The sequence below is a fragment of the Antarctobacter heliothermus genome (genome assembly GCF_002237555.1).
GTDB lineage: Bacteria > Pseudomonadota > Alphaproteobacteria > Rhodobacterales > Rhodobacteraceae > Antarctobacter > Antarctobacter heliothermus_B.
The window spans coordinates 858,952-880,098 of record NZ_CP022540.1 but is presented as its reverse complement, the minus strand read 5'-3'; the positions used below and the strand labels follow the sequence as shown (position 1 = coordinate 880,098).

Here is a 21,147-nt window from a genome sequence, read left to right as displayed (position 1 = left end):
ATGTATGATCCGGCGCGCGACGGGCCGGAGCCCGATGGGAGGGGACATGGCACAGCCGCAGGTTGACACATCGCCCAAGGTTTCGGACGAGATTCGCAAGACCACCTGCTACATGTGCGCCTGCCGCTGCGGCATCAACGTGCACATGAAAGGTGGCAAGGTCGCCTATATCGAGGGCAACCGAGATCACCCGATCAACAAGGGGGTGCTCTGCGCCAAGGGCAGCGCGGGCATCATGCAGCACAACGCGCCCTCGCGTCTGCGCGCACCCTTGCGCCGGGTCGGCCCACGCGGGTCCGGCCAGTTCGAAGAAATCAGCTGGAATGAGGCGCTGGAAACCGCTGTAAGCTGGCTGAAACCCCTGCGCGAGACAGCGCCAGAAAAGCTGGCCTTCTTCACTGGGCGCGACCAATCGCAGAGCTTCACCGGCTGGTGGGCGCAAAACTACGGCACGCCGAACTTTGCCGCGCACGGCGGCTTTTGCTCGGTCAATATGGCGACGGCGGGCATCTACACCATGGGCGGCGCGTTCTGGGAGTTCGGCTCACCCGACTGGGAACACGCCAAGCTGTTCCTGCTGTTCGGCGTGGCCGAAGACCACGACAGCAACCCGATCAAGATGGGCATTGGGCGGCTCAAGGAACGCGGTGCCAAGATCGTCGGCGTGAATCCGATCCGCTCGGGCTATAACGCGGTGGCGGATGACTGGATCGGCATCACGCCAGGTACAGACGGGCTGCTGATCCTGTCGCTGATCCACTGCCTGCTGAAGGCGGGCAAGATCGACCTCGGTTACCTCGCGCAGTTCACCAATGCGCCGGTGCTGCTGAATGGCGATGAAAAATCGCCCGATTACGGCCTGTTCCTGCGCGATGAGGACGGCAAGCCGCAGGTGATCGACCGTCCAACCGGCAAGCTGATGGCATGGGACACCCCCGGCGTGCGCCCCGACCTGACCGGCCATATCCGCCGCGCCGGCGTCACGCATACCTCTGTCATGCATCTGATCGCCGACCGTTACCTGGCGGACGAATACACACCCGAGGCGGTGGCAGACCGCTGCGGACTGACCCCGGACCGCATCCACGCGCTGGCCGCCGAACTGGCCCGCGTCGCCTTTGACGAGGAAATCACCCTAAACCGCCCTTGGACCGATTTCCGCGGCGAACGGCACGAGACGATGATCGGTCGCCCCGTGGCGATCCACGCCATGCGCGGCATTTCTGCCCATGCCAACGGGTTCCAGACGGCGCGCGCGCTGCATGTGCTGCAAATCCTGCTGGGTGCGGTCGAAACGCCGGGCGGGATGCGCTTCAAACCACCCTACCCAAAACCGTCCGAGGCGCACCCCCGCCCTCATGCCAAGGCGACCCCCGGCAAGCCTCTAAACGGCCCGCACCTTGGCTATCCGCACGGCCCCGAGGATCTGGCCCTGGCAGAGGACGGCAGCCCGCTGCGCATCGACAAGGCGTTTACATGGGAAAACCCCATGTCCGCACATGGGTTGATGCATATGGTGATCTCGAACGCCCATGCCGGGGACCCGTACAAGATCCACACGCTGTTCCTGTACATGGCCAACATGGCGTGGAATTCCTCGATGAATTCCAGCGGCGTGATGGAGATGCTGACCGACACGGATGAGAATGGTGACTACGTCATCCCGAACATCATCTACTCGGACGCCTATTCTTCGGAAATGGTCGCCTACGCCGACCTGATCCTGCCCGACACCACCTATCTGGAACGGCACGACTGTATCTCGCTGCTGGACCGCCCGATCTCGGAACCTGATGCTGCCGCCGATGCAATCCGCTGGCCGGTGGTGGAACCGGATCGCGACGTGCGTGGCTTTCAGTCTGTCCTGCTAGACCTCGGCGCACGGCTTGGCCTGCCTGGCATGGTCGATGACACGGGCGCGCCAAAATACGCGGATTACGCCGACTATATCATGAACCACGAACGCAAACCGGGCATCGGCCCGCTGGCGGGTTGGCGTATGGCAGAGACCGGCCTGACACACGGGCGTGGCGCCCCAAATGAGGCACAGATCGACAGCTATATCGCGAATGGCGGCTTCTGGACCATGCACATCCCCGAAGAGGCGGCGTATTACAAACCGTGGAACATGGCCTATCAGGACTGGGCGGTGCAAACCGGCCTGTTCGATGCCGCCACGCCCTATATCTTCCAGCTTTACGTCGAACCCCTGCGCCGCTTCCAGCGCGCCGGTGAGGGCAAGGGCGACATCCTGCCCCCGGAACACCTGCGCGCGCAAATCGCCCACAAACTCGACCCACTGCCAATCTGGTACGCGCCGGAAACGGACGACCCGGACGGCTACCCCATCCACGCGCTCACCCAACGCCCGATGGCCATGTACCACAGCTGGGGCAGTCAGAACGCGTGGCTGCGGCAATTGCACGGCCACAACCCGATGTACCTGCCCACACGCCTGATGCGCGACCACGCCTTGCAGGACGGCGATTGGGCTCGCATCACCTCGCCGCACGGCGACATCACGGTGCCGGTGGCTGAAATGGCCGCTCTCAACCCAAATACGATCTGGACATGGAACGCCATCGGCAAACGCAAAGGCGCATGGGCCCTGAAACCCGACGCGCCTGAGGCGACCAAGGGCTTTCTCCTCAACCACATCATCCACGAACTGTTGCCACCCAAAGGCGATGGCCTCAGGTGGTCCAACTCCGATCCGGTCACCGGGCAGGCCGCGTGGTTCGACCTGCGTGTCCGTATCGAGAAAATCGCCCCTCCGGCAGAGGCGCAGCCCGCTTTCGAGAAACTCATGTCTCCCGTCGGCCAAGGCCCGGACCAACTCAAATGGAAGATTCCGTCCTGATGCTTCTTCTGTCCAAAAATATCCCGGGGGAGGCTCCCGCAGGGAGACGGGGGCAGCGCCCCCAGCCCAATAAAACCTGTGCCGCGACAGCGGCTCCGCTGGATCACGGGGGCACGCAATGACCGTCCTCCCCGAAACCACCGACCGCAAACTCGGCCTTGTAATCGACCTCGATACATGCGTCGGCTGCCATGCCTGCGTGATCTCCTGCAAAGGCTGGAATACGGAAAACTACGGCGCCCCCCTGTCGGATCAGCACCCCTATGGCGCGGACCCCTCGGGCACTTTCCTCAACCGTGTCCACAGCTATGAGGTCCAACCACAGGATGCCCCCGCCCAACTGATCCACTTCCCCAAATCCTGCCTGCATTGTGAGGACGCGCCCTGCGTCACCGTCTGTCCCACCGGGGCCAGTTACAAACGCACTGAGGACGGCATCGTTCTGGTGAATGAGACCGATTGCATCGGCTGCGGTCTTTGCGCGTGGGCCTGCCCCTACGGCGCACGGGAACTGGATCTGGCCGCAGGTGTGATGAAGAAATGCACCCTTTGCGTGGACCGCATCTACAACGAAAATCTGCCCGAAGAGGACCGCACCCCCGCCTGTGTGCGCACCTGCCCGGCGGGCGCGCGGCATTTCGGTGATCTGGGCGACCCCGACAGCGATGTCAGCCAGTTGGTCGCCGAACGCGGCGGCATGGACCTGATGCCCGAACAGGGCACCAAACCCGTCAACAAATACCTGCCGCCGCGCCCCAAGGATGCGTGGCAGGGAGAGGTCGACGTGCTGGCCCCCTTCCTTGAACCCGTGGCCGAGGAACCCAAGGGCTTTCTCGCGTGGATCGACAAGACGCTGGAGAAACTCTGATGCATCCGGCTCCGTCTATCATCGCCTTCACCACCTTTTCCGGCCTCGGGCTAGGCCTGCTGTTCTGGCTGGGGATCGACCCGACCGCGCCAACCGGCTGGGTCGCTTTTGCCTTTTTCCTCATCGGCTACCTGCTGGCGGTGGGTGGGTTGATGGCATCGGCTTTGCACCTTGGTCGGCCCGAACGCGCGCTCAAGGCGTTTACTCAGTGGCGGTCAAGCTGGCTGTCGCGCGAGGCGTGGATGGCGGTGGCGGCGCTGACCGTCATGGGCATTTACGCCGCACTGCTGGTGTTCCTGAACCTTCAGATCACCGTTTTGGGCTGGCTGGGCGCGGCGCTTTGTCTGGCGACCGTCTTTACTACCTCGATGATTTACACTCAGCTCAAGACCGTGCCGCGCTGGCACCACTGGTCGACGCCGGTGCTGTTCCAACTCTACGCGTTGGGCGGCGGCGCGCTGTTGTCGGGGCGTGTCACCACCGGCCTTGTGCTGATCGTGCTGGCCGCACTGGCGCAGGCGGGCTGGTGGCTGGCGGGGGATCAGCGGCTGGCGACGTCGGGCACAACGATCGAGAGCGCCACCGGCCTCGGCCACATCGGCAAGGTCCGCGCGTTTGAACCGCCGCACACCGGCTCCAACTACCTGCTGCGCGAGATGGTCTTTGTCGTCGGGCGCAAACACGGGCAGAAATTGCGCCTGATCGCGCTAGTCTTGATGGCGGTGCTGCCTGCAATTCTGTTGCTGCTGCCCTTCGGGCATCTGCTGGCCGTGGTCGCGGTGCTGTCCCATGTGGCGGGCGTGCTGGTGTCGCGCTGGCTGTTCTTTGCAGAGGCCGAACACGTTGTTGGCCTCTACTACGGGAAACGCTGAGCGCCTCCCTTTCATTGCGAACCTTGAAAAAAAATCGCCGTTTCGAAGACAATTCTGGGTGTCGGACGGGCCAATAGGCCGCTGCCCGGCCCCAAAGTTCCTTTTTCTCGCAATTTTCAATATGGAAATTGGAGGGAAATGAATGTTCGAAGTCATCAAAGCGATGGTCGGTCAGCAACCGCGCAACAGACGAGGGCCAATTTAGAACATTATTGCTGCTATCATATCCGCGTTTTCCGTCGCAACCGGCGCGGCGGCCCAGACCGAAAACCTAAAGCCATTTCAAGAGGCTGACCCGCTGCCGGACGCTTCTGCTGTGGTGCGTCAGATCATGGGATTTGAGCTGGCGCACGGCCCGGACGGCTTTACCTTCGGGAACTACAATATCCTTGTCCCGCGTATTGAGCCGCAGTTCCAGACAGGCCTCGTCTTTCCCGGCTTCAGGATACGGCCATTGGATGGGGAGGATTTCGGGTGTTTTGACTTGGCCTGCGTAGACACTGCGCTGCGAGACGGGGTGGAATTCATACAGCCCGGCGGCCGTCCGATACCGCCCGATTCGCAGGGCGGCGAGGCGTTCATGGTCGCGCTCAGCGGGAACAACTATGAGCTGGCAAATGAACGGGCGCGTCAGGTTGTCTATGCCAAAACGGGTATCCTTTACGCGCAAGAGATGAACACACGGATCATTGAGGCTGTGGATCCTTTGAGCCCGGCCCATCGTGCCGGTCTGCGCGCGGGCTATGAAATGTCTCGGGTTGGGGACTCCCGCGCCTTGGTCGGTCTGCTTGAGCAAAAGGTCATGACGGGCGAGCCGCTCCAGCTGTTCTGGCGGGCCAGTCCAGATGACCGCTGGGACACCGAGGGCGGGTTGGTGCCCCGTGAAGGTCCGCTCACGGTCGTTGACGGGATCATCCGGATCGCCGGGACAGCACAGCCAGGCGACGTTGCCCTGCCCGCGCCGCTTGCGGGCTTGACCGATGAAAAGGGGCTAATGTCCCTTCTGCGGGACAAACCGGACATGGCCACAGAGCAGGAACTGCGCGTTGCGGCTTTGCGCGTGTTGGAAGGCTGGAGCTACAATCCGAACGCGCGCAACTGCCTGATCGCGCCCGTTGTGCGTATCGACATCCGGACCACCATCGAGATGAACGAGCGCAATCTGAAGGGCCAGAGCAGGACGTCCTTTTCCGCATCCAGCGTCGATCCCTTGTTCGTGGAAGAGCGTTTCGAACCTTTCGTCCGATCCATGAGCGCCTCTTGGTCATCGCCTGAATCAATCGGCGTGATTGATGCCGCCGCCGCACGGCTCGTGCAACTCGAAGGGTGCGATGGCCCGAATGTCCGAAAGTTGAAAGCCGGGATTGCAAGGCTTGCCGGCGTGGCGCTACTCCCGGAAGAACTGGCCGCCGCGGCAGCGACGGGCTTTCAGCCGGATTGGCGTCAATTCATGGCGCAGTGTTATCCGGCCTATATGCAAGAGGCCCGCATTCAGGGGCGAAATGTTCCCGACCGCGGGGCCGTCGCCATGTGTATCTGCATGGAATACGGCGCAGCCGAGCATGGTGATCCCGACATCTATGCAAGGCACCGGGCTTTTTCATTCGACGGTATCCCGCAAGAGACTTTGAAAGACGTGTGGGGCCGGACACAAAACGGTGCCTGCAATCGCGGCGGCAACCCGGTAGATCCAGAACTGGTCAGGCGGTATGAAAGCTTTTTGCGGGACAACGGGCTCTAACTGACCAAGAACCTCGGCCAGTGTTGGCCGAGATTCACACTGCATCGGACCGGGGGCTATTTCGACCGGTTGAACAGGCCCTTGATGCGGTCGCCGCCCTCATCCAGCCTGTCGCCCGCGCTTTCCAGAACCGGGTCCACCCGGCTGGACCAGAACCGCCGCCAGCGCACGCGCAGCGCCCAGAACAGCGCCACCAATGCGCTCAGCAGGATGATGTTCATCCACGGGATGATCGTCACGTCCGGGCCATCCACCGGGCGGATCGACACCGCGTTGGGATAGATCGAAATGAACTCATTCCGCCAGCCATAGTGCCGGATCACCGCCCATTTCGGATTGTCCGAGGTCGATTTCAGATCCGCCGCCTCTGCCTGCAGGTTCGAGGTGTCGAACTTGAAATAAGGCGGCCAGCCCCAGCCGGTGTCCTCGTTCCGGTACACCATGATCGAATCGTTGGCGCGCCGAGTCTGGATAAAGAACACATCGCGCGCGGCCAGCGGGTCGTCGCCCGTATCGGCCTGAGTCCAGAACCAACGGTTCTCCCCCGGGTTCACGCGGGTTTCATAGGTGTCGGTGATCCGCACCACGTCATGCTGCGGCAAGGTATAGTGCAGAAACCCGGCCACCAGCGTCCAGAACAGAACGATCAGGGTCCATTTGACGTATTTCATGCGTGCGGCGCCTTTTAGTTGAAGTTGGTCAGATACACGATGAGGCTCACAAGGCAAAGAGGCACGATGTAGACCAGCAGCACAAGCATGCGATGCCGCCGCTTGTCGTAGGTTTCCAGTCCGTCACGCACATAATCGTCCTGACTGCGCGTCTCGGACGGGTCGGCGGCCCAGTCAGTCTCCAGCAGATCACGCCGCCGCGAACGCAGGTAGAACCACAACGACCCGTAGATCACCGTGAGCACGACCGCCGCCATGATCAGGAACCGCGCCAGTGCCAACATGCTCTACCTCCTGTATTTGACGTGATACGGGTGGCGGCAAAAATCAACGGGGAATGCGCCCGGACGTGCCGCGCGGGCGCGATTGGCGCAGACGGGTCACCAAACGGCGGTTTTCCAGCGCCGCGGCGCGGTCGATACGGTCAGCAGCAGGATCGGCGCCCAGAGCAGCGCCGCTTTGGCGCCCAACCGCAGGAAATGCCCGGCAGAGGTGCTTGGTGTTTGTCCCAACAGCGCCAGAATGCGCCCGTCCTGCACCCCGTACAGCACGGCAAATCCTGCCGAGGCCAGTACCCAGCACAGCATAGCTGACACCAGCGCCATGACGGCCAGCCCGAGCACGGTTTCCGGCACCAGCATCTCGACCCCGCGTGTCACGACAAAGGCCAACAGCATCAGGCCCAGAGAGGGCAAAAGGAGGTCTGCGATCATGGCCCCAGTCATGAGGGCAGAACGCCGCCGGCGCAACGGTATGCCGATTCCCATACTTGCCCGAAGGGCGGATCGTCTGACAGAATGCGTCCAGTGATTTAACGAAGGGAGTTTTCCGTGACCCGTATTTTTGCCGTTCTGATGATGTCCTCGCTGGCCCTGCCCGCACAGGCAGACGATGTCTCCGACCTGATGGAATCCGCGCTCAAGGCGTATGAGGATGGTGACATCCAATACGCCCTTGATGAACTGGACATGGCCCGCCGCGCGCTGCTGGACATGAAGACCGCCAGCCTTGGCAGCTATCTGCCCGAGGCGCCCGAGGGCTGGACCCGTGAGGTGAGCACCGAAATGGGCGCTGGACTGGCCATGATGGGCGGCGGCGTCGGCGCAGAGGCGACCTATACCGATGCGGGTGGCGCGCGGGTCAAGATTACGCTGATGGCAGACAACCCGATGGTGATGAGCATGTCCGGCATGATCGCCAATGCCGCCGTTATGGGCATGAAGACAGAACGCATCCAGCGTCAGAAATTCGCGGTTCAGGACAAGCAGATGATGGCGCTGATCGCCAACCGCATCCTTGTGCAGACGGAGGGCGACCCGGATCAGACCCGGCCCCTGCTAGAGGCGATGGATTTCGCTGATATGGCCAATTTCGGGCTGTAAGGGACGCGGGCGGTGGCGAGGGCATGACCCCCGCGCCGCCCGCGCTGACAGAAGGTGCCTTACCCCACCACGTTGAAATCCGGCCCGTAGGGATAGCCGGTGATGTTCTCATTGCCGTCTTCGGTGATGACCAGAATATCATGCTCTCTGTAGCCGCCCGCGCCGGGCGCGCCTTCGGGGATTGTCAGCATCGGCTCCATGCTGATCACCATGCCCGGTTCCAGCACCGTGTCGATATCCTCGCGCAGTTCCAGACCGGCCTCACGTCCATAGTAGTGGGACAAGATGCCAAAGCTGTGCCCGTACCCGAACGTGCGGTACTGCAGCAGGTCGCGCTCGGCGAAAAAGACGTTGATCTGCTCGGTCACCTCCGCGCAGGAGACCCCCGGTTTCAACAGGCTCATGCCGTATTCATGGGCGGCGACGTTCGAGTCCCAGATGGCGCGGCTGGCGTCATCGACCTCTTGCACAAACAGCGTGCGTTCCAAGGCGGTGTAGTAGCCAGAGATCATCGGAAATGTGTTCAGCGACAGGATATCGCCGCGCTCCAGCACCCGCGCCGTGACCGGGTTGTGCGCGCCATCGGTGTTGATGCCTGACTGAAACCAGACCCATGTGTCGCGGTATTCCGCATCGGGAAAGCGTTGGGCGATTTCCAGCTCCATTGCGTCACGCCCCGCCATGGCGACGTCGATTTCCCGCACGCCGGGTTTGATGGCCTCGCGGATCGCATAGCCGCCCACATCGGCCACTTGCGCGCCGTGCCGGATCAGGTCGATCTCGGCAGGCGATTTATGCATCCGCTGCCGCATGGTGGCCGGGGCCACGTCAATGGCGCGGGTAGGGGACAGAAACGAGTCCATCAGCGTCTTTTGCGCCAGCGTCATGTGATCGGCCTCATATCCCAGCGCCGTGTTTGCGCCGGTGACAGATGCAATCGCGCGCCAGTAGTTGTTCCGCTCCCAATCGGTGTAGGTGATGTTGTCGCCGTGGCCGCGCCGCCACGGCTGCGCCGCGTCGATGCCCGCGCTGATCGTCACGCTGTCGGTGGGCGTCACGACGAGGGCATAAGGGCGCCCGAAAGCGCAGTACAGAAAACCCGAGTAATAGGCGATGTTGTGCATCGAGGTCAGAACAACCGCATCCAGCCCCGTTTGCGCCATGGCCTGTCGCAGCCCCTTGAGCCGGACGTCATACTCTTGCGATGTAAAGGGGAGAACACGGTCCCCCTGATGAAAGCGGTGGAACTGTGGACGGTGCATGATGATCCTCCTGAGGCGCGACGGCTCTTTGCTCGCCGCGCTGGCAAAGCAAGATCCCGGCGTTCAGGACGAAAAAAGGGGGGCGCACAGGTGACGACGCCATCGTCGGCCCGCGCGCAGATTGTCGCGATGCGGGCGCGGGTGCAAGTCTGTCAGCGGCGCGCGCGTGTCGTTTTCGGGAGCGAGGGGCCAGCCCCTCGCGCTCCCCGGGATATTTCCGGACAGAAGAAACGGGGGCCGGGCCCTGAGTCTTAGTGTCCGGCCTTTTTTAGCCAGATTTTGTAGTGCAGAACTGCGCCGTCGCGCTGCGCCCAATGCAGTTTTTTCTGGAACAGCCTATAGGCCTGTTGCGGATTTTGGTGGTCGTCCCAGTTGTCACCCTCGGGATCGTCTCCGAGGATTTCCCATGACACATCGCGGGGCGGTTCGCGAAAGCGGGGGGCGATGGCCTCCATCATGTGGACGCCCTCGCCGTATTTCAGCGCGTAGCGGGCCAGGGCATCGGCCTGGGCTGCCTTGAGCCAGGGCGATCCTTCGCCGTGGCGGGCGTCCTCGCGCCAAGCCGCAAGATCGTTTTGCGACGGGCCGGAATTGGGCGCGAGGAGGCCGGTCATCAGACGCTCATGCAGATGTATTTCATCTCGAGGTAGTCCTCGATGCCGTGGTGGCTGCCTTCGCGGCCAAGGCCGGATTGTTTGACCCCGCCGAAGGGGGCGAGTTCTGTCGAGATGATGCCGGTGTTCACGCCGACGATGCCGTATTCCAGCGCCTCGGCCACCTTGTACACGCGGCTGAGATCCTTGGCGTAGAAATAGGACGCAAGGCCAAAGATGGTGTCATTGGCCATCTCGATCACCTCGTCCTCATCCTTGAACCGGAAGAGTGGTGCCATCGGGCCGAAGGTTTCCTCTTGCGCGACTTTCATGTCCTGGGTCACGCCGGTCAGGATCGCGGGTGTGATGAAGGTGCCCTCTTGTGCCTCCCCCCCGCAGAGCAGCGTGCCGCCATGTGCGGTCACATCGGCAATGTGTTCCTTGACCTTGTCGACGGCGCTTTGGTTGATGAGTGGCCCCAGATCGGTGCCCGCCTCCAGCCCGTCACCGACCTTGAGCTTGCCCACGGCGGCGGCGAGCTTTTCGGCGAAGGCGTCATAGACACCGTCCTGCACGTAAATCCGGTTGGCGCAGACGCAGGTCTGGCCGTTGTTACGAAACTTGCAGGCAATCGCGCCTTCGACCGCGGCATCCAGATCGGCGTCGTCAAAGACGATGAATGGCGCGTTGCCGCCCAGCTCCATCGAGCATTTCATCACCTGATCAGCAGCCTGTTTCAGCAGGATGCGCCCCACCTCGGTGGAGCCGGTGAAGGTCAGCTTGCGGACCTTGGGGTTCTCGCAGAACTCCTTGCCCACGTCCGAGGACCGCGAGGATGTGACGACGTTGAACACGCCTGCCGGGATGCCTGCACGGTCTGCAAGCACGGCGAGGGCCGTCGCCGACAGCGGCGTTTCGGCGGCCGGACGCCCGACAAAGGCGCAGCCAGCGGCCAGCGCAGGGGCGGCCTTGCGCGTGATCATCGCGGTTGGAAAGTTCCACGGGGTGATCGACGCGGCCACACCGATGGGCTGTTTGATTACGGTGATGCGTTTGTCGCGCTGGTGGCCGGGGATCGTTTCACCGTAGATGCGCTTGGCCTCTTCGCCGAAGAACTCGATAAAGGCGGCACCATAGGCGATCTCACCCTTGGCTTCGGCCAGCGGTTTGCCCTGTTCGGCGGTCATGATGGTGGCAAGGTCGTCCTGATGTTCCATCATCAGTTCAAACCATGTGCGCAGCACGCTGGCGCGTTCCTTGCCGGTCCACTTGGCCCAGTCCTTTTGCGCGGCATAGGCGGCCTCGACCGCGCGTGCCACGTCCGCACGCGACAGATCCGCGACTTCGGCGATCACGTCGCCGCGCGCCGGGTTTGTGACGTCAAAAGTGGCATCTCCGTCCATCCAGACGCCGTTGACGTAGGCACGCGGCTCCAGCAGGCTGGGGTCTTTCAATAGGCTCTTGAGATTGGTCGCATCGTCGCGCATTCGATAAATCCTCCGTGCAGGTCTTGCCCAAGGCAAAACACCCGTTGCAGGGGAAGTATAGGGCCAAAATGGAGAAAACGATGGACCTTGACGACGCCTACGCCAATGCTGCCCATATCCCCGATAGCGATGCCTATCCCCCGCGTTGGACCGCCGCTGCCGAGGCCTATCGCCAAAGGCTGTCGGTGGCGGGGCGGGCGCGTCTTGGGCTGATGTATGGTCATGGAACGCGGGCCGCGCTGGATTTGTTCCTGCCCGATACCGCACCCAAGGGGTTGGTGGTGTTTGTCCACGGCGGCTATTGGCTGCGGTTTGATCGTTCGAGCTGGTCGCATCTGGCAGAGGGTGCGCGCGCGCGCGGCTGGGCGGTGGCGATGCCGTCTTATGATCTTTGCCCCAGGGTGCGCATTTCCGACATCACCCGGCAGGTCGCCAGTGCGGTGACGGTAGCAGCGACAGAGATACCGGGACCGATCCGGCTGGCGGGGCATTCTGCAGGCGGGCATCTGGCGGCGCGCATGGGTGCGGTGCTGGACCCGGATGTGGCGACGCGGCTGGCGCATATCCTGCCCATCTCACCGCTGTCGGACCTGCGACCCCTGATGCAGACCTCGATGAATGCGGACCTGCGCATTGATGAGGCCGAGGCGCGCGCCGAAAGCCCGATCTACACCCCGCCGCCGGCCTGCCCGGTGACGGTCTGGGTTGGCAGCGATGAGCGCCCCGCCTTTCTGGATCAGGCGCGCAAGCTGTCCAAGGTCTGGCAGTGCGATCTGGTGGAGGACGCAGGCAAACACCATTTCGACGTGATCGACGCCTTGGCAGATCCGGACAGTGCGATGGTGGCCCGCCTATTGTCGGATTGAGCCGCCTGTGGCGCGGTTGGATTGAGTATTTGGACCAAGAAAAAGCGCAAAAGACGGGCGCAGATTTCGGCGGCGCGGAAAAAACGCGAAAAAATAGGTAAGGTATCCAAGGATTGCGGATCGGGCTGCGTCTCACTCATGTGATGCGCATGGAAGTTAGCGACGAATCCCTTGCCCGCGCGGCGGCAGACGGTGACCGGCAGGCCTTTGCCCTGTTGGTGGGCCGGGTTTACGGCCGTGTCTATGGTTATGCGGTAAAACTCACCGGCAGCCGGACAGAGGCCGAGGATCTGGCGCAAGACATTTGCGCCGCCCTGCCCGCCAAGCTGCAAAGCTATCGGGGAGAGGCCAAGCTGACCACATGGCTGTATCGCATCACGGTGAATGCCGCCCGGGACAGGTTCCGGCGTCACAGTACCCATACCCGCGCCGCTGATGGCTGGGGTGACTGGGAACTGGCGCGCCGGGCCGAAATCTCGGAGACGGCAGAGCGGATCGACTGGTTGATGGAGGCGATGAAACGCCTCACGGTCGATCTGCGCGAAACCCTTGCGCTGGTTCTGGATGGGGTGACCCATGCAGAGGCGGCGCAGATTTTGGAGGTGTCCGAGGGGACCGTCAGTTGGCGGATCTCGGAGGCCAAAAAGAAACTGAAGGCGATGCAGGAGGCCGAGGCATGAGCGACGATCTGGACGATCTCAAGCGCGCATTCGACGCGGGCCTGCCGGGGCCTGATCCGGACAAGCGTGCCGCCGCCATCGCGCTGGCGATGAAAAATTTCGACCGCGCCCAAGAAACGGCTGATCTGGCGCGTCAGACCTCTGAGCCCACCGAAAAGGCGGGCATTTTCAGAGGAGCCAAACTGATGTTTGCCAAGATTTCAAATCGCGGACTTCTGACCGCAACCACGGCGATTGCCGCCGTCGCCATGGTGGCGTTGATCCCCGTATTGCAAAACAGCCAGCCGCCAGAGGTCACCCTGATCCCGGCCAGCAAACCGGACGCCAAACCCGTCGCAGAACCCGTCGCCAAGCCTGATGTCAAAGCTGACGACCGTGTTGTCGTTGCCCCAGCACAGACCCCGGTGGAGCCCGAAGCGCTGGAGGAAACGCTGGACCTTGCCTTTGACGCGCCGGTTGTGATGAACAGACGCGCCGCCGATGCCGGTGCGGCCAAGGTCGGGCGTCCGATGGTCGCGCCGTCGCCGCAACCCATGGCGCCAGCCGGGGCATCGCGGATGCGCGCACCGGCGCCTGCCTCACCGGGGGCGGCCCCGTCGGTCAGCCTTGAAACCGGGGTGTTCAGCTTTGAGGGCGGCGCGCCCGCCACCCGTCCCTTGCCGATCCCCGTCCCCGATCAAATCGTCCGCCCCGAGCCCGACACAGAGGCCTTCCCCGACGCAGAGGACAACCCGATCAAGGTCACGGCAGAGGCGCCGGTGTCGACCTTTTCCATCGACGTGGACACCGCGTCGTGGTCGATGATCCGCAACTCTCTCAGCCGGGGCATGCTGCCGCCCGAGGGTGCCGTGCGGATCGAGGAGATGGTGAACTATTTCACCTACGACTACCCCGCGCCAGAGGGCGACGCGCCTTTTGCCACCCATGTCGGGGTGTCGGACAGCCCGTGGGTGGACGGGACACAGATCGTCCACATTGGCCTGCAAGGCATGTTGCCGGACGAACGTCCGCCGATGAACCTCGTGTTCCTGATCGACACCTCCGGCTCGATGAACAACCCGACCAAGCTGCCGCTCTTGAAGCAGAGCTTTCGGCTGATGCTGGGACAACTGGGTGAAAACGACACCATCGCCATCGTGACCTACGCGGGCAGCGCGGGCCTCGCGCTGGAGCCGACCAAGGCGACAGAGCGTGACACCATCCTTGCCGCGCTAGAGTCGATGCACGCAGGTGGATCGACCGCCGGGCAGGCCGGTCTGCAACAGGCCTATGCCACCGCCGCCAAGATGGCCAAGGATGGCGAAGAGGGGGCCGTCAGCCGCGTGATCCTTGCCACCGATGGCGATTTCAACGTCGGCATCAGTGACCCCGACGCGCTCAAGGAGTTCATCGCCGACAAGCGGGATGAGGGCACCTACCTGTCCGTTCTCGGCTTTGGCCGTGGCAATCTGGACGACGCGACCATGCAGGCGCTGGCGCAGACCGGCAACGGGATTGCCAGCTACATCGACACGCTGGCCGAGGCGCAAAAGGTGCTGGTGGACCAGTTGACCGGCGCGCTGGTGCCCATCGCCAACGACGTCAAGATCCAGGTCGAATGGAACCCGGCGCTGGTCGCCGAATACCGCCTGATCGGCTATGAGACCCGCGCGCTAAAACGTGAGGACTTCAACAACGACAAGGTCGACGCCGGTGAGATCGGCGCGGGCCATCAGGTGACGGCGATCTATGCGATTACGCCCGTCGGCTCTCCTGCCCGCATGACGGACCCGCTGCGCTATGCCGCTGGCGACGCCCAGCCGGTGGCCGATGAGACCGGCGAATTGGGGTTCCTGCGCCTGCGCTACAAAACGCCGGGTGAGGACAGCAGCAAGCTGATTGAAACCCCGATCAACGCCGACGCTGCCCCGCTGGCCGAAGGCAACTGGGCGCTGGCCATCGCCGGTTTTGGCCAGATCCTGCGCGGGTCCGACCTGATCGGCGACTGGAGCATGGGCGACGCCATCGCATTGGCGCAGGCCTCCAAGGGCGATGACCCCTTCGGCTATCGGCAAGAGGCGATCACCCTGATGCGCCTGACCGAGAGCCTGAAAAACTGACCCACGCGCCCCGGGCCTGACCCGGGGCCTATGGCCCTCCGTGTGCGGCGCGGGGGGCTTTGCTTTACCCCTGCCCAATCACCAAGAACACGGCACACATGGCGCGCTCTTTTCCGGTCCGGTGGCCAGTTTGACATTACCGTCACCAGAACGTCACGCAGATGTTACGCCCCCACGTCACTCCCCCCTCAACCATACAAGAGGGACGCCCCATGCAATTTCGCACTCTATGCCTGACTAGCGCATTGGCTCTGACGGCCTCCTCCGCCGCCGCAGACATGAATTTCAACCGTATCGCGTCTTTCGCGACGCCGCTGAACATGGCGGCCGGTGAGGACACCGCGCGCGAAACCTCGGCCGAAATCATCGCCGCATCGGGCGACGGCATGACGCTGATCTACACCGACAGCCCGCTGGGCGTGGTCGGCCTGATCGACATCACCGACCCGGCCAACCCGCAGCCGCTGGGCAACATCGCCCTCGATGGAGAGCCGACATCCGTCACCGTGATCGGGTCCACCGCCTATGTCGGTGTGAACACCTCTGCCTCCTACACCGCCCCCGGCGGCAAGCTGCTGTCGATCGACCTTGGCACCCGCCAGATCACCGGATCTTGCGATCTGGGCGGCCAGCCGGATTCGACCGCGCATGACGACGCAGGCACCTTTGTGGTTGTCGCCATCGAAAACGAACGGGACGAAGATCTGGGTGACGGCCGCGTGCCGCAGATGCCTGCGGGCTATGTGTCCAAGGTCATGGTCGACAACGGCGTCATGGCCTGCGACACGATCCAGAAAATCGACGTGACCGGCCTTGCCGATGTTGCCCCGACCGATCCCGAACCGGAATTTGTCGACGTCAACGCGCTGGGCGAAATCGTCGTCACGATGCAGGAAAACAACCACATGGTTGTGATCGGCACCGACGGCACCGTGATGTCGCATTTCTCGGCCGGGGCCGTTGATCTGACCCGCATCGACATTGACGACGACCGCGCCTCGCTGATGTTTACCGGCGAACAGATGGGCCGCCTGCGTGAGCCTGACGGCGTGCAATGGCTCGACGATACCCATTTCATGACCGCCAATGAGGGCGACATGGACGGCGGATCACGTTCCATCACCGTGTTCTCGAAAGACGGCACCGTGGTTTTCGAATCCGGCTCTGACTATGAAACCGCCGTCATTCAGGCCGGACACTACCCGGATAAACGCTCGGACGCCAAAGGCGTGGAACCCGAAGGCATGGAATTTGCCGTGTTCGACGGCACGCCCTACGCCTTTGTGCTGGGCGAACGCGCGTCGACCGTATCGGTCTACGACACCACCGACCCGACCAACCCGGTGTTCAAACAGCTGCTGCCCTCCGGCGTCGCCCCCGAAGGGGCCATCGCCATCCCGGGTCGCAACCTCTTTGTCACCGCCAATGAGGCGGATTTGATCGAAGACGGCGGCGTCCGCGCCCACGTCATGATCTATGCGTATCAGGATGCCCCGGCGGCCTATCCGCAGCTGACCTCGGCGGGTGCCGATACGCTGATCGGCTGGGGTGCGAACTCTGGCATGGTCGCGGGTGAGGACGGCATCGTCTACTTCGTCAACGACAGCTTTTATGGCAACCAGCCCACCATCTTCACCGTCGACACCACGCAGACCCCGGCCCGCATCACCGCCGCGCTGCCGGTCCTGCGCGATGGTGCCCCGGCGATGAAGCTGGACATGGAAGGTATCACGCTGGACGGCAATGGCGGCTTCTGGATCGCCTCCGAGGGCCGCACAGACCACGACATTCCCCACGCTCTCTACCATGTCGACGCCTCCGGCGAGATCACCCAAAAGGTCATGCTGCCCGAAGCCCTGCTGGCCAATGAGCTCCGCTACGGTTTTGAGGGCGTCACCAAGATCGGCGACACTCTGTGGATGGCCATTCAGCGCGAGTGGAAAGACGACCCCAAGAACCACGTCAAACTGGTGTCCTACAACACCGCCACTGGTGCATGGGGGGCTGTTCACTACGCCAAGGCAGAGCCCGCCACTGGCTGGGTCGGCCTGTCGGAAATCACCGCGCACGGCGACTTTGTCTATGTGGTTGAACGCGACAACCAGATCGGCGCCAATGCCGTGACCAAAAAGATCTACCGCATCCCCGCCTCTGACATGGTCCCGGCGGAACTGGGCGGCGACCTGCCGGTTGTCACCAAGGAACTGGTGCGTGACCTGATCCCCGATCTGGCAGCCAATGGCGGTTACATCGTGGACAAGATCGAAGGTCTGGCCATCTTCGCTGACGGAACCGTCTGGGTCTCCACCGACAACGACGGTGTCGACGACAGCTCGGGTGAGACGTTCTTCTGGTCCTTCGGCAAGCTGTAAATCCTGCTTGCCCAAAACTGACGACCATCAATCGACGCTCCGCGACCAATCGCGGGGCGTCTTTCCACGTCCGGCCCCCGAGTTTCTTCTGTCCAAGAATATCCCCGGGGGGTTATGCTGCATGCATGCCTAGGGCATGACGCCCCTGCTTTTACTCCGGTCGCCGCAAGAGCGCGGGCAGCATTTCTGCCAGCAACTCCCAAACGATGCGGACCCTTGGGCTGGTGCGCAATTCGCGGTGCGCCACCAGCCAGACGGGAAAGCGAAAGCCGAGATCGGGCAACACGCGCCGCATGTCCGGGGTCGTTTCGCCCAACCCGCACGGTGCGGTGCCAATGGCAACACCGGCGCGGGCCATTTCCCAATGCACCGCATGGGATGAGGCCAGCACCGGGAAATGCGCGGGTGTCACCGCGATCCCGCGCCTTTGCAGGGCGGCGATGAAATTGTCGTTGTCCTTGAAACCAATGAACTCTGCGCCGGCCAGATCCGCAGGGTCGATCACCGGACCAAGCCGGGACAGATAGTCGGGGGTGGCATAAAAGGCACCTTCGTCCTCGCCCACCATCTTGGCAATCAGGTCGGGTTCCTCGGGGCGGGCATTGCGGATGGCGATATCCGCCTCGCGGCGTTTCAGGTCACGGATCTCGTTTGAGGCAACCACCTCCAGCGTGATGCCGGGGGCGACCTTGCGCAGGCGGAGGGCGATCTGTGGCAACAGCCAGCTGGAATAGATCTCTGAGGCAGTCACTGCCACATGCCCCGACGCGGCCTGCGCCTGCCCGGAGGCGGCCAGCGACACGCCCACCGCTGCCTCGCCCATGGCGCGCACATGGCTCATCAATTGGGTGCCCGCCTGCGTCAGCACCAGACCCCGCCCGACGCGTTCGAACAGGATCAGGCCCAGTTCCTCTTCCAGCGCGGTCACCTGCCGGCCCAGTGTCGGCTGCGTCATGCCAAGGGCTCGGGCCGCCGCTGACAGCGATCCCTCTTCGGCGGTGACCAAAAAGGCCCGCGCGCGGTTCCAGTCAAAGGTAACAGAGCGCCAATCCATACGGGAATGCATGGACACCCGGCGATCAAAGTCAATCGCTCATGCAAAAAAGGCCCCGGAAAATCCGGGGCCTTGCGTCTGATGTGGCGCAGCCAACGCCGCGCATAGCCGTCAGTTGATGGTTTCGGCGTCCACCACATCCTTTTGGACGGCCACTGCGCTTTGTGGCCGCGCAATGGCGATCTGGCGCGGCTTCAGCGCCTCGGGGATCTCGCGCTTGAGGTCGATGTGCAGCATGCCGTTCTCATGAATGGCCCCCTGCACCCGCACATGATCGGCAAGGTGGAACCGGCGTTCAAACGCGCGCGTGGCGATGCCGCGATGCAGGAACGCCTTGGCCTCTTCGCTGGCCTCAGCCTTGCGGGCAGAGACAACCAGCGCCTGCTCCTTGACCTCGACGGACAGCTCGTCTTCGGCAAAGCCAGCCACCGCGATAGAGATGCGATACGCATCATCGGCGGTTTTTTCTATGTTGTAGGGGGGATAGCCCGGCTGTGCGGTCTCATTGGCAAGAACGCGGTCCATCATGTCAGCCATCTGGTCGAAACCGACAGTGGCACGGTAGAGCGGGGCAAAATCGAAATGTCGCATGGAATCCTCCGTTGAGCGATACCTTGGGTCTGCGCGCCTTCCCATCGGGGACAGGCGCCTGATCAACCGGGACCCTGTTGCAGGCGTCCCGATGACTTAGAATTTGGAAAGCGCAGGCGCGGTTTCAAGACCCTCAGGGCCGGACAAATCGCGCGCCGGTTCCGCTGCGGTCGCCGACATGCACCCGGCGTGCGCCGGTCCCGGCCTGCGGCTGGGTCTCCTCGCGTCGCAGACGGCTGCGCAGGCGCGCCACATGATCGGACAGCTCCATGCCATAGGCCCGCTTTTCCCCTGACGGGTTCGGCGCGATGGCCGAAATCACCGACAGGATGCGCAACCGCCCGTCCACCTTGACCAATACCGGCGACCCCGAAGAGCCAAAGGTCACGTCGCAGTCAAACTCCAGCACACCGCCGGCAAAGCGTTCTGTCAGGTCACAGCGCCGCTGCCGCGACATCACATCGGCGCGCCCCTTGCCATAGGACACCACGCTGACGGCACTGTCGGCGACCGGGGCGTCATGAACGATCAGCGGGTCCGCCTCGGCGGCGTGAATGTCGCGGTCCAGTTGCAACAGCGCCAGGTCCCTTGCAATCATCCGCCCGCTCAATTTCTGTCCGCCGCCGTCCCTGTACCCCTCGGCCACCGCATAGCGCCGCACGCCCCGCGCCGCGATCTCAGTGCCCAGATGATAGCCCGCGCGAAACCGCATCCGCTCGGCAGGCACCTGCGATCCGTCGCGGTCAAACACACAATGCGCGGCTGTCAGAACCAGATCGCGCGCGATCAGCGTCCCGGTGCAAAAACTACGTCCGGTGTCGATCCGCCCGACCGCCTCCCAGCCCAGCAATTCGCCGCGCCGGTCCATCACATCAAAGGCGGTCTGTGCCGCAGCTGGGGCGGCAAGCCCCAACAGCAGAAGGACCGCCAGCCGCCTCAAGGCCGCACAAACTTGGCGCCGGTCTCACGCCGCGTCCCGGCGGTCAGCCGGTCCAGCCCGGCGCCCGGATCGCGGTCCGCAGACAGCGCATCGCGCAGATCCGCCAGCGGCCCCTGCAACGGGGTGGCCAGCGCAACAGGCGCGCCGTTGGCCTCTGCCTTGGACGAGACGATCGACACCATCCGCGCCAACCCGTCCGCCCCGATTCGGAACACTGGCGACCCGGAGGCCCCAAAATCTACCGAACACGACAGCACCAGCATCCCGTCCTGATGCGCCAGCACCGCGCAGGTGTCCTGCAACGACGGCGCTTCGGACCGGTCATGGGCATAGGACACCACGCCGACGGTATCGCCCGTCTCGGGGCCGATGTCGGTGTTGAACGGGGTGATGGTGGTGTTGCGGATCGGGTGTTGCAACTCGATCAGGGCCAGATCGTGGCGCACCCTGTCGGCGTTTGCCTCCTGACCATAGGCGAACCCCGGATGCGGCACCGCCTTGCGCACCCGCCGATAGGCTGCCGCGCGCCCGTTGCGCCAACCGGCAAGGAACTGCATTTCGTTCACCGGCACGCGCAGTCCGGTGTCAGGGTCAAACAGGCAATGCGCCGCCGTCACAACCAGACGCGGCCCAATCAGCGCCCCGGTGCAAAAGGCGGCGTCGGCGATTTCAATCCGCCCGACAGCCTCCCAGCCGCGCCCGTCCTGTGCCGAATCCATGCTGAACAGGCCCTGGGCGCTTGCGGCGCTGCCCAAGAGCCAGAGAGACAAAACTAGAAAAAATCGCACGAAAACTCCCTCAAAAGCTGC

19 protein-coding genes are annotated in these 21,147 nt (G+C 63.2%); 9 read left to right on the top strand and 10 right to left on the bottom strand.

Annotated elements, in window-relative coordinates; all coding sequences use genetic code 11:
• Window positions 1-46 precede the first annotated feature (46 nt).
• From ANTHELSMS3_RS04255 to ANTHELSMS3_RS04240, 4 genes are all read left to right on the top strand, one after another.
• The gene (locus ANTHELSMS3_RS04255) at window positions 47-2,860 is read left to right on the top strand and encodes a molybdopterin oxidoreductase family protein (protein ID WP_094036921.1); all 2,814 of its coding nucleotides are present in this window, start codon (window positions 47-49) and stop codon (window positions 2,858-2,860) included.
• A gap of 118 nt (window positions 2,861-2,978) precedes the next feature.
• Window positions 2,979-3,728, top strand: a complete 750-nt coding sequence (locus ANTHELSMS3_RS04250; protein WP_094033790.1) for a 4Fe-4S dicluster domain-containing protein — start codon at window positions 2,979-2,981, stop codon at window positions 3,726-3,728.
• Window positions 3,728-4,600, top strand: a complete 873-nt coding sequence (locus ANTHELSMS3_RS04245; protein ID WP_094033789.1) for a dimethyl sulfoxide reductase anchor subunit family protein — start codon at window positions 3,728-3,730, stop codon at window positions 4,598-4,600. Before ANTHELSMS3_RS04250 ends, ANTHELSMS3_RS04245 begins: the two co-directional genes overlap by 1 nt.
• A 331-nt stretch (window positions 4,601-4,931) precedes the next feature.
• Window positions 4,932-6,341, top strand: coding sequence for a hypothetical protein (locus tag ANTHELSMS3_RS04240; RefSeq protein WP_157733393.1), 1,410 nt, complete (start codon window positions 4,932-4,934; stop codon window positions 6,339-6,341).
• A 56-nt stretch (window positions 6,342-6,397) separates the two neighbouring features.
• On the opposite strand, the gene ANTHELSMS3_RS04235 is transcribed toward ANTHELSMS3_RS04240, so the two are convergent.
• From ANTHELSMS3_RS04235 to ANTHELSMS3_RS04225, 3 genes are all read right to left on the bottom strand, one after another.
• Window positions 6,398-7,012 carry a DUF1523 family protein gene (locus tag ANTHELSMS3_RS04235; protein ID WP_094033787.1) on the bottom strand — a complete coding sequence of 205 codons (615 nt, stop codon included), beginning with the start codon at window positions 7,010-7,012 and terminating at the stop codon, window positions 6,398-6,400.
• 14 nt (window positions 7,013-7,026) lie between these two features.
• Window positions 7,027-7,296: a hypothetical protein gene (locus ANTHELSMS3_RS04230; RefSeq protein WP_094033786.1), complete on the bottom strand. Its 270-nt coding sequence runs from the start codon at window positions 7,294-7,296 to the stop codon at window positions 7,027-7,029.
• A 96-nt stretch (window positions 7,297-7,392) separates the two neighbouring features.
• Window positions 7,393-7,725 (bottom strand): hypothetical protein, encoded by a 333-nt coding sequence (locus ANTHELSMS3_RS04225; protein ID WP_157733392.1) that lies wholly within the window; start codon window positions 7,723-7,725, stop codon window positions 7,393-7,395.
• Between the two features lie 117 nt (window positions 7,726-7,842).
• On the opposite strand from ANTHELSMS3_RS04225, the gene ANTHELSMS3_RS04220 reads away from it, so the two are divergent.
• The gene (locus ANTHELSMS3_RS04220; protein ID WP_254694840.1) at window positions 7,843-8,394 is read left to right on the top strand and encodes a hypothetical protein; all 552 of its coding nucleotides are present in this window, start codon (window positions 7,843-7,845) and stop codon (window positions 8,392-8,394) included.
• Window positions 8,395-8,453: 59 nt separating this feature from the next.
• Here the strand turns inward: ANTHELSMS3_RS04220 and ANTHELSMS3_RS04215 are convergent, their stop codons facing one another.
• The 3 genes from ANTHELSMS3_RS04215 to ANTHELSMS3_RS04205 form a co-directional block, all read right to left on the bottom strand.
• Window positions 8,454-9,656 carry an aminopeptidase P family protein gene (locus ANTHELSMS3_RS04215; protein ID WP_094033784.1) on the bottom strand — a complete coding sequence of 401 codons (1,203 nt, stop codon included), beginning with the start codon at window positions 9,654-9,656 and terminating at the stop codon, window positions 8,454-8,456.
• 251 nt (window positions 9,657-9,907) lie between these two features.
• Window positions 9,908-10,270, bottom strand: a complete 363-nt coding sequence (locus tag ANTHELSMS3_RS04210) for a hypothetical protein (RefSeq protein WP_094033783.1) — start codon at window positions 10,268-10,270, stop codon at window positions 9,908-9,910.
• Complete coding sequence (locus tag ANTHELSMS3_RS04205; protein ID WP_094033782.1) at window positions 10,270-11,736, bottom strand: NAD-dependent succinate-semialdehyde dehydrogenase; 1,467 nt, start codon at window positions 11,734-11,736, stop codon at window positions 10,270-10,272. The genes ANTHELSMS3_RS04210 and ANTHELSMS3_RS04205 overlap by 1 nt, the downstream gene beginning before the upstream one ends.
• A gap of 80 nt (window positions 11,737-11,816) precedes the next feature.
• Between ANTHELSMS3_RS04205 and ANTHELSMS3_RS04200 the strand changes: the two genes are divergently transcribed.
• The 4 genes from ANTHELSMS3_RS04200 to ANTHELSMS3_RS04185 all read left to right on the top strand — a co-directional run bounded on the left by ANTHELSMS3_RS04200 (window position 11,817) and on the right by ANTHELSMS3_RS04185 (window position 17,753).
• Window positions 11,817-12,602, top strand: a complete 786-nt coding sequence (locus ANTHELSMS3_RS04200) for an alpha/beta hydrolase (RefSeq protein ID WP_094036919.1) — start codon at window positions 11,817-11,819, stop codon at window positions 12,600-12,602.
• Window positions 12,603-12,751: 149 nt separating this feature from the next.
• Window positions 12,752-13,282: an RNA polymerase sigma factor gene (locus tag ANTHELSMS3_RS04195; protein ID WP_094036918.1), complete on the top strand. Its 531-nt coding sequence runs from the start codon at window positions 12,752-12,754 to the stop codon at window positions 13,280-13,282.
• Window positions 13,279-15,381 carry a vWA domain-containing protein gene (locus tag ANTHELSMS3_RS04190; protein WP_094033781.1) on the top strand — a complete coding sequence of 701 codons (2,103 nt, stop codon included), beginning with the start codon at window positions 13,279-13,281 and terminating at the stop codon, window positions 15,379-15,381. The genes ANTHELSMS3_RS04195 and ANTHELSMS3_RS04190 overlap by 4 nt, the downstream gene beginning before the upstream one ends.
• A 212-nt stretch (window positions 15,382-15,593) precedes the next feature.
• Window positions 15,594-17,753, top strand: coding sequence for an esterase-like activity of phytase family protein (locus ANTHELSMS3_RS04185; RefSeq protein WP_094033780.1), 2,160 nt, complete (start codon window positions 15,594-15,596; stop codon window positions 17,751-17,753).
• Window positions 17,754-17,904: 151 nt separating this feature from the next.
• Here the strand turns inward: ANTHELSMS3_RS04185 and ANTHELSMS3_RS04180 are convergent, their stop codons facing one another.
• The 4 genes from ANTHELSMS3_RS04180 to ANTHELSMS3_RS04165 all read right to left on the bottom strand — a co-directional run bounded on the left by ANTHELSMS3_RS04180 (window position 17,905) and on the right by ANTHELSMS3_RS04165 (window position 21,057).
• A complete protein-coding gene (locus ANTHELSMS3_RS04180) occupies window positions 17,905-18,819 on the bottom strand; it encodes a LysR family transcriptional regulator (protein ID WP_094033779.1) in 915 nt (304 codons plus the stop codon).
• 99 nt (window positions 18,820-18,918) lie between these two features.
• Window positions 18,919-19,398 (bottom strand): Hsp20 family protein, encoded by a 480-nt coding sequence (locus ANTHELSMS3_RS04175; protein WP_094033778.1) that lies wholly within the window; start codon window positions 19,396-19,398, stop codon window positions 18,919-18,921.
• 133 nt (window positions 19,399-19,531) lie between these two features.
• Complete coding sequence (locus tag ANTHELSMS3_RS04170) at window positions 19,532-20,338, bottom strand: trypsin-like serine peptidase (protein WP_254694839.1); 807 nt, start codon at window positions 20,336-20,338, stop codon at window positions 19,532-19,534.
• Window positions 20,335-21,057: a trypsin-like serine peptidase gene (locus tag ANTHELSMS3_RS04165; protein ID WP_094036916.1), complete on the bottom strand. Its 723-nt coding sequence runs from the start codon at window positions 21,055-21,057 to the stop codon at window positions 20,335-20,337. Before ANTHELSMS3_RS04165 ends, ANTHELSMS3_RS04170 begins: the two co-directional genes overlap by 4 nt.
• Window positions 21,058-21,147: the final 90 nt, after the last annotated feature.

Coding starts and splice junctions, on each gene's coding strand:
- ANTHELSMS3_RS04255 (WP_094036921.1), top strand. CDS start 47: ATGGCACAGCCGCAGGTTGACACATCGCCCAAGGTTTCGGACGAGATT.
- ANTHELSMS3_RS04250 (WP_094033790.1), top strand. CDS start 2,979: ATGACCGTCCTCCCCGAAACCACCGACCGCAAACTCGGCCTTGTAATC.
- ANTHELSMS3_RS04245 (WP_094033789.1), top strand. CDS start 3,728: ATGCATCCGGCTCCGTCTATCATCGCCTTCACCACCTTTTCCGGCCTC.
- ANTHELSMS3_RS04240 (WP_157733393.1), top strand. CDS start 4,932: ATGGGATTTGAGCTGGCGCACGGCCCGGACGGCTTTACCTTCGGGAAC.
- ANTHELSMS3_RS04235 (WP_094033787.1), bottom strand. CDS start 7,012: ATGAAATACGTCAAATGGACCCTGATCGTTCTGTTCTGGACGCTGGTG.
- ANTHELSMS3_RS04230 (WP_094033786.1), bottom strand. CDS start 7,296: ATGTTGGCACTGGCGCGGTTCCTGATCATGGCGGCGGTCGTGCTCACG.
- ANTHELSMS3_RS04225 (WP_157733392.1), bottom strand. CDS start 7,725: ATGATCGCAGACCTCCTTTTGCCCTCTCTGGGCCTGATGCTGTTGGCC.
- ANTHELSMS3_RS04215 (WP_094033784.1), bottom strand. CDS start 9,656: ATGCACCGTCCACAGTTCCACCGCTTTCATCAGGGGGACCGTGTTCTC.
- ANTHELSMS3_RS04210 (WP_094033783.1), bottom strand. CDS start 10,270: ATGACCGGCCTCCTCGCGCCCAATTCCGGCCCGTCGCAAAACGATCTT.
- ANTHELSMS3_RS04205 (WP_094033782.1), bottom strand. CDS start 11,736: ATGCGCGACGATGCGACCAATCTCAAGAGCCTATTGAAAGACCCCAGC.
- ANTHELSMS3_RS04200 (WP_094036919.1), top strand. CDS start 11,817: ATGGACCTTGACGACGCCTACGCCAATGCTGCCCATATCCCCGATAGC.
- ANTHELSMS3_RS04195 (WP_094036918.1), top strand. CDS start 12,752: ATGGAAGTTAGCGACGAATCCCTTGCCCGCGCGGCGGCAGACGGTGAC.
- ANTHELSMS3_RS04190 (WP_094033781.1), top strand. CDS start 13,279: ATGAGCGACGATCTGGACGATCTCAAGCGCGCATTCGACGCGGGCCTG.
- ANTHELSMS3_RS04185 (WP_094033780.1), top strand. CDS start 15,594: ATGCAATTTCGCACTCTATGCCTGACTAGCGCATTGGCTCTGACGGCC.
- ANTHELSMS3_RS04180 (WP_094033779.1), bottom strand. CDS start 18,819: ATGCATTCCCGTATGGATTGGCGCTCTGTTACCTTTGACTGGAACCGC.
- ANTHELSMS3_RS04175 (WP_094033778.1), bottom strand. CDS start 19,398: ATGCGACATTTCGATTTTGCCCCGCTCTACCGTGCCACTGTCGGTTTC.
- ANTHELSMS3_RS04165 (WP_094036916.1), bottom strand. CDS start 21,057: ATGGATTCGGCACAGGACGGGCGCGGCTGGGAGGCTGTCGGGCGGATT.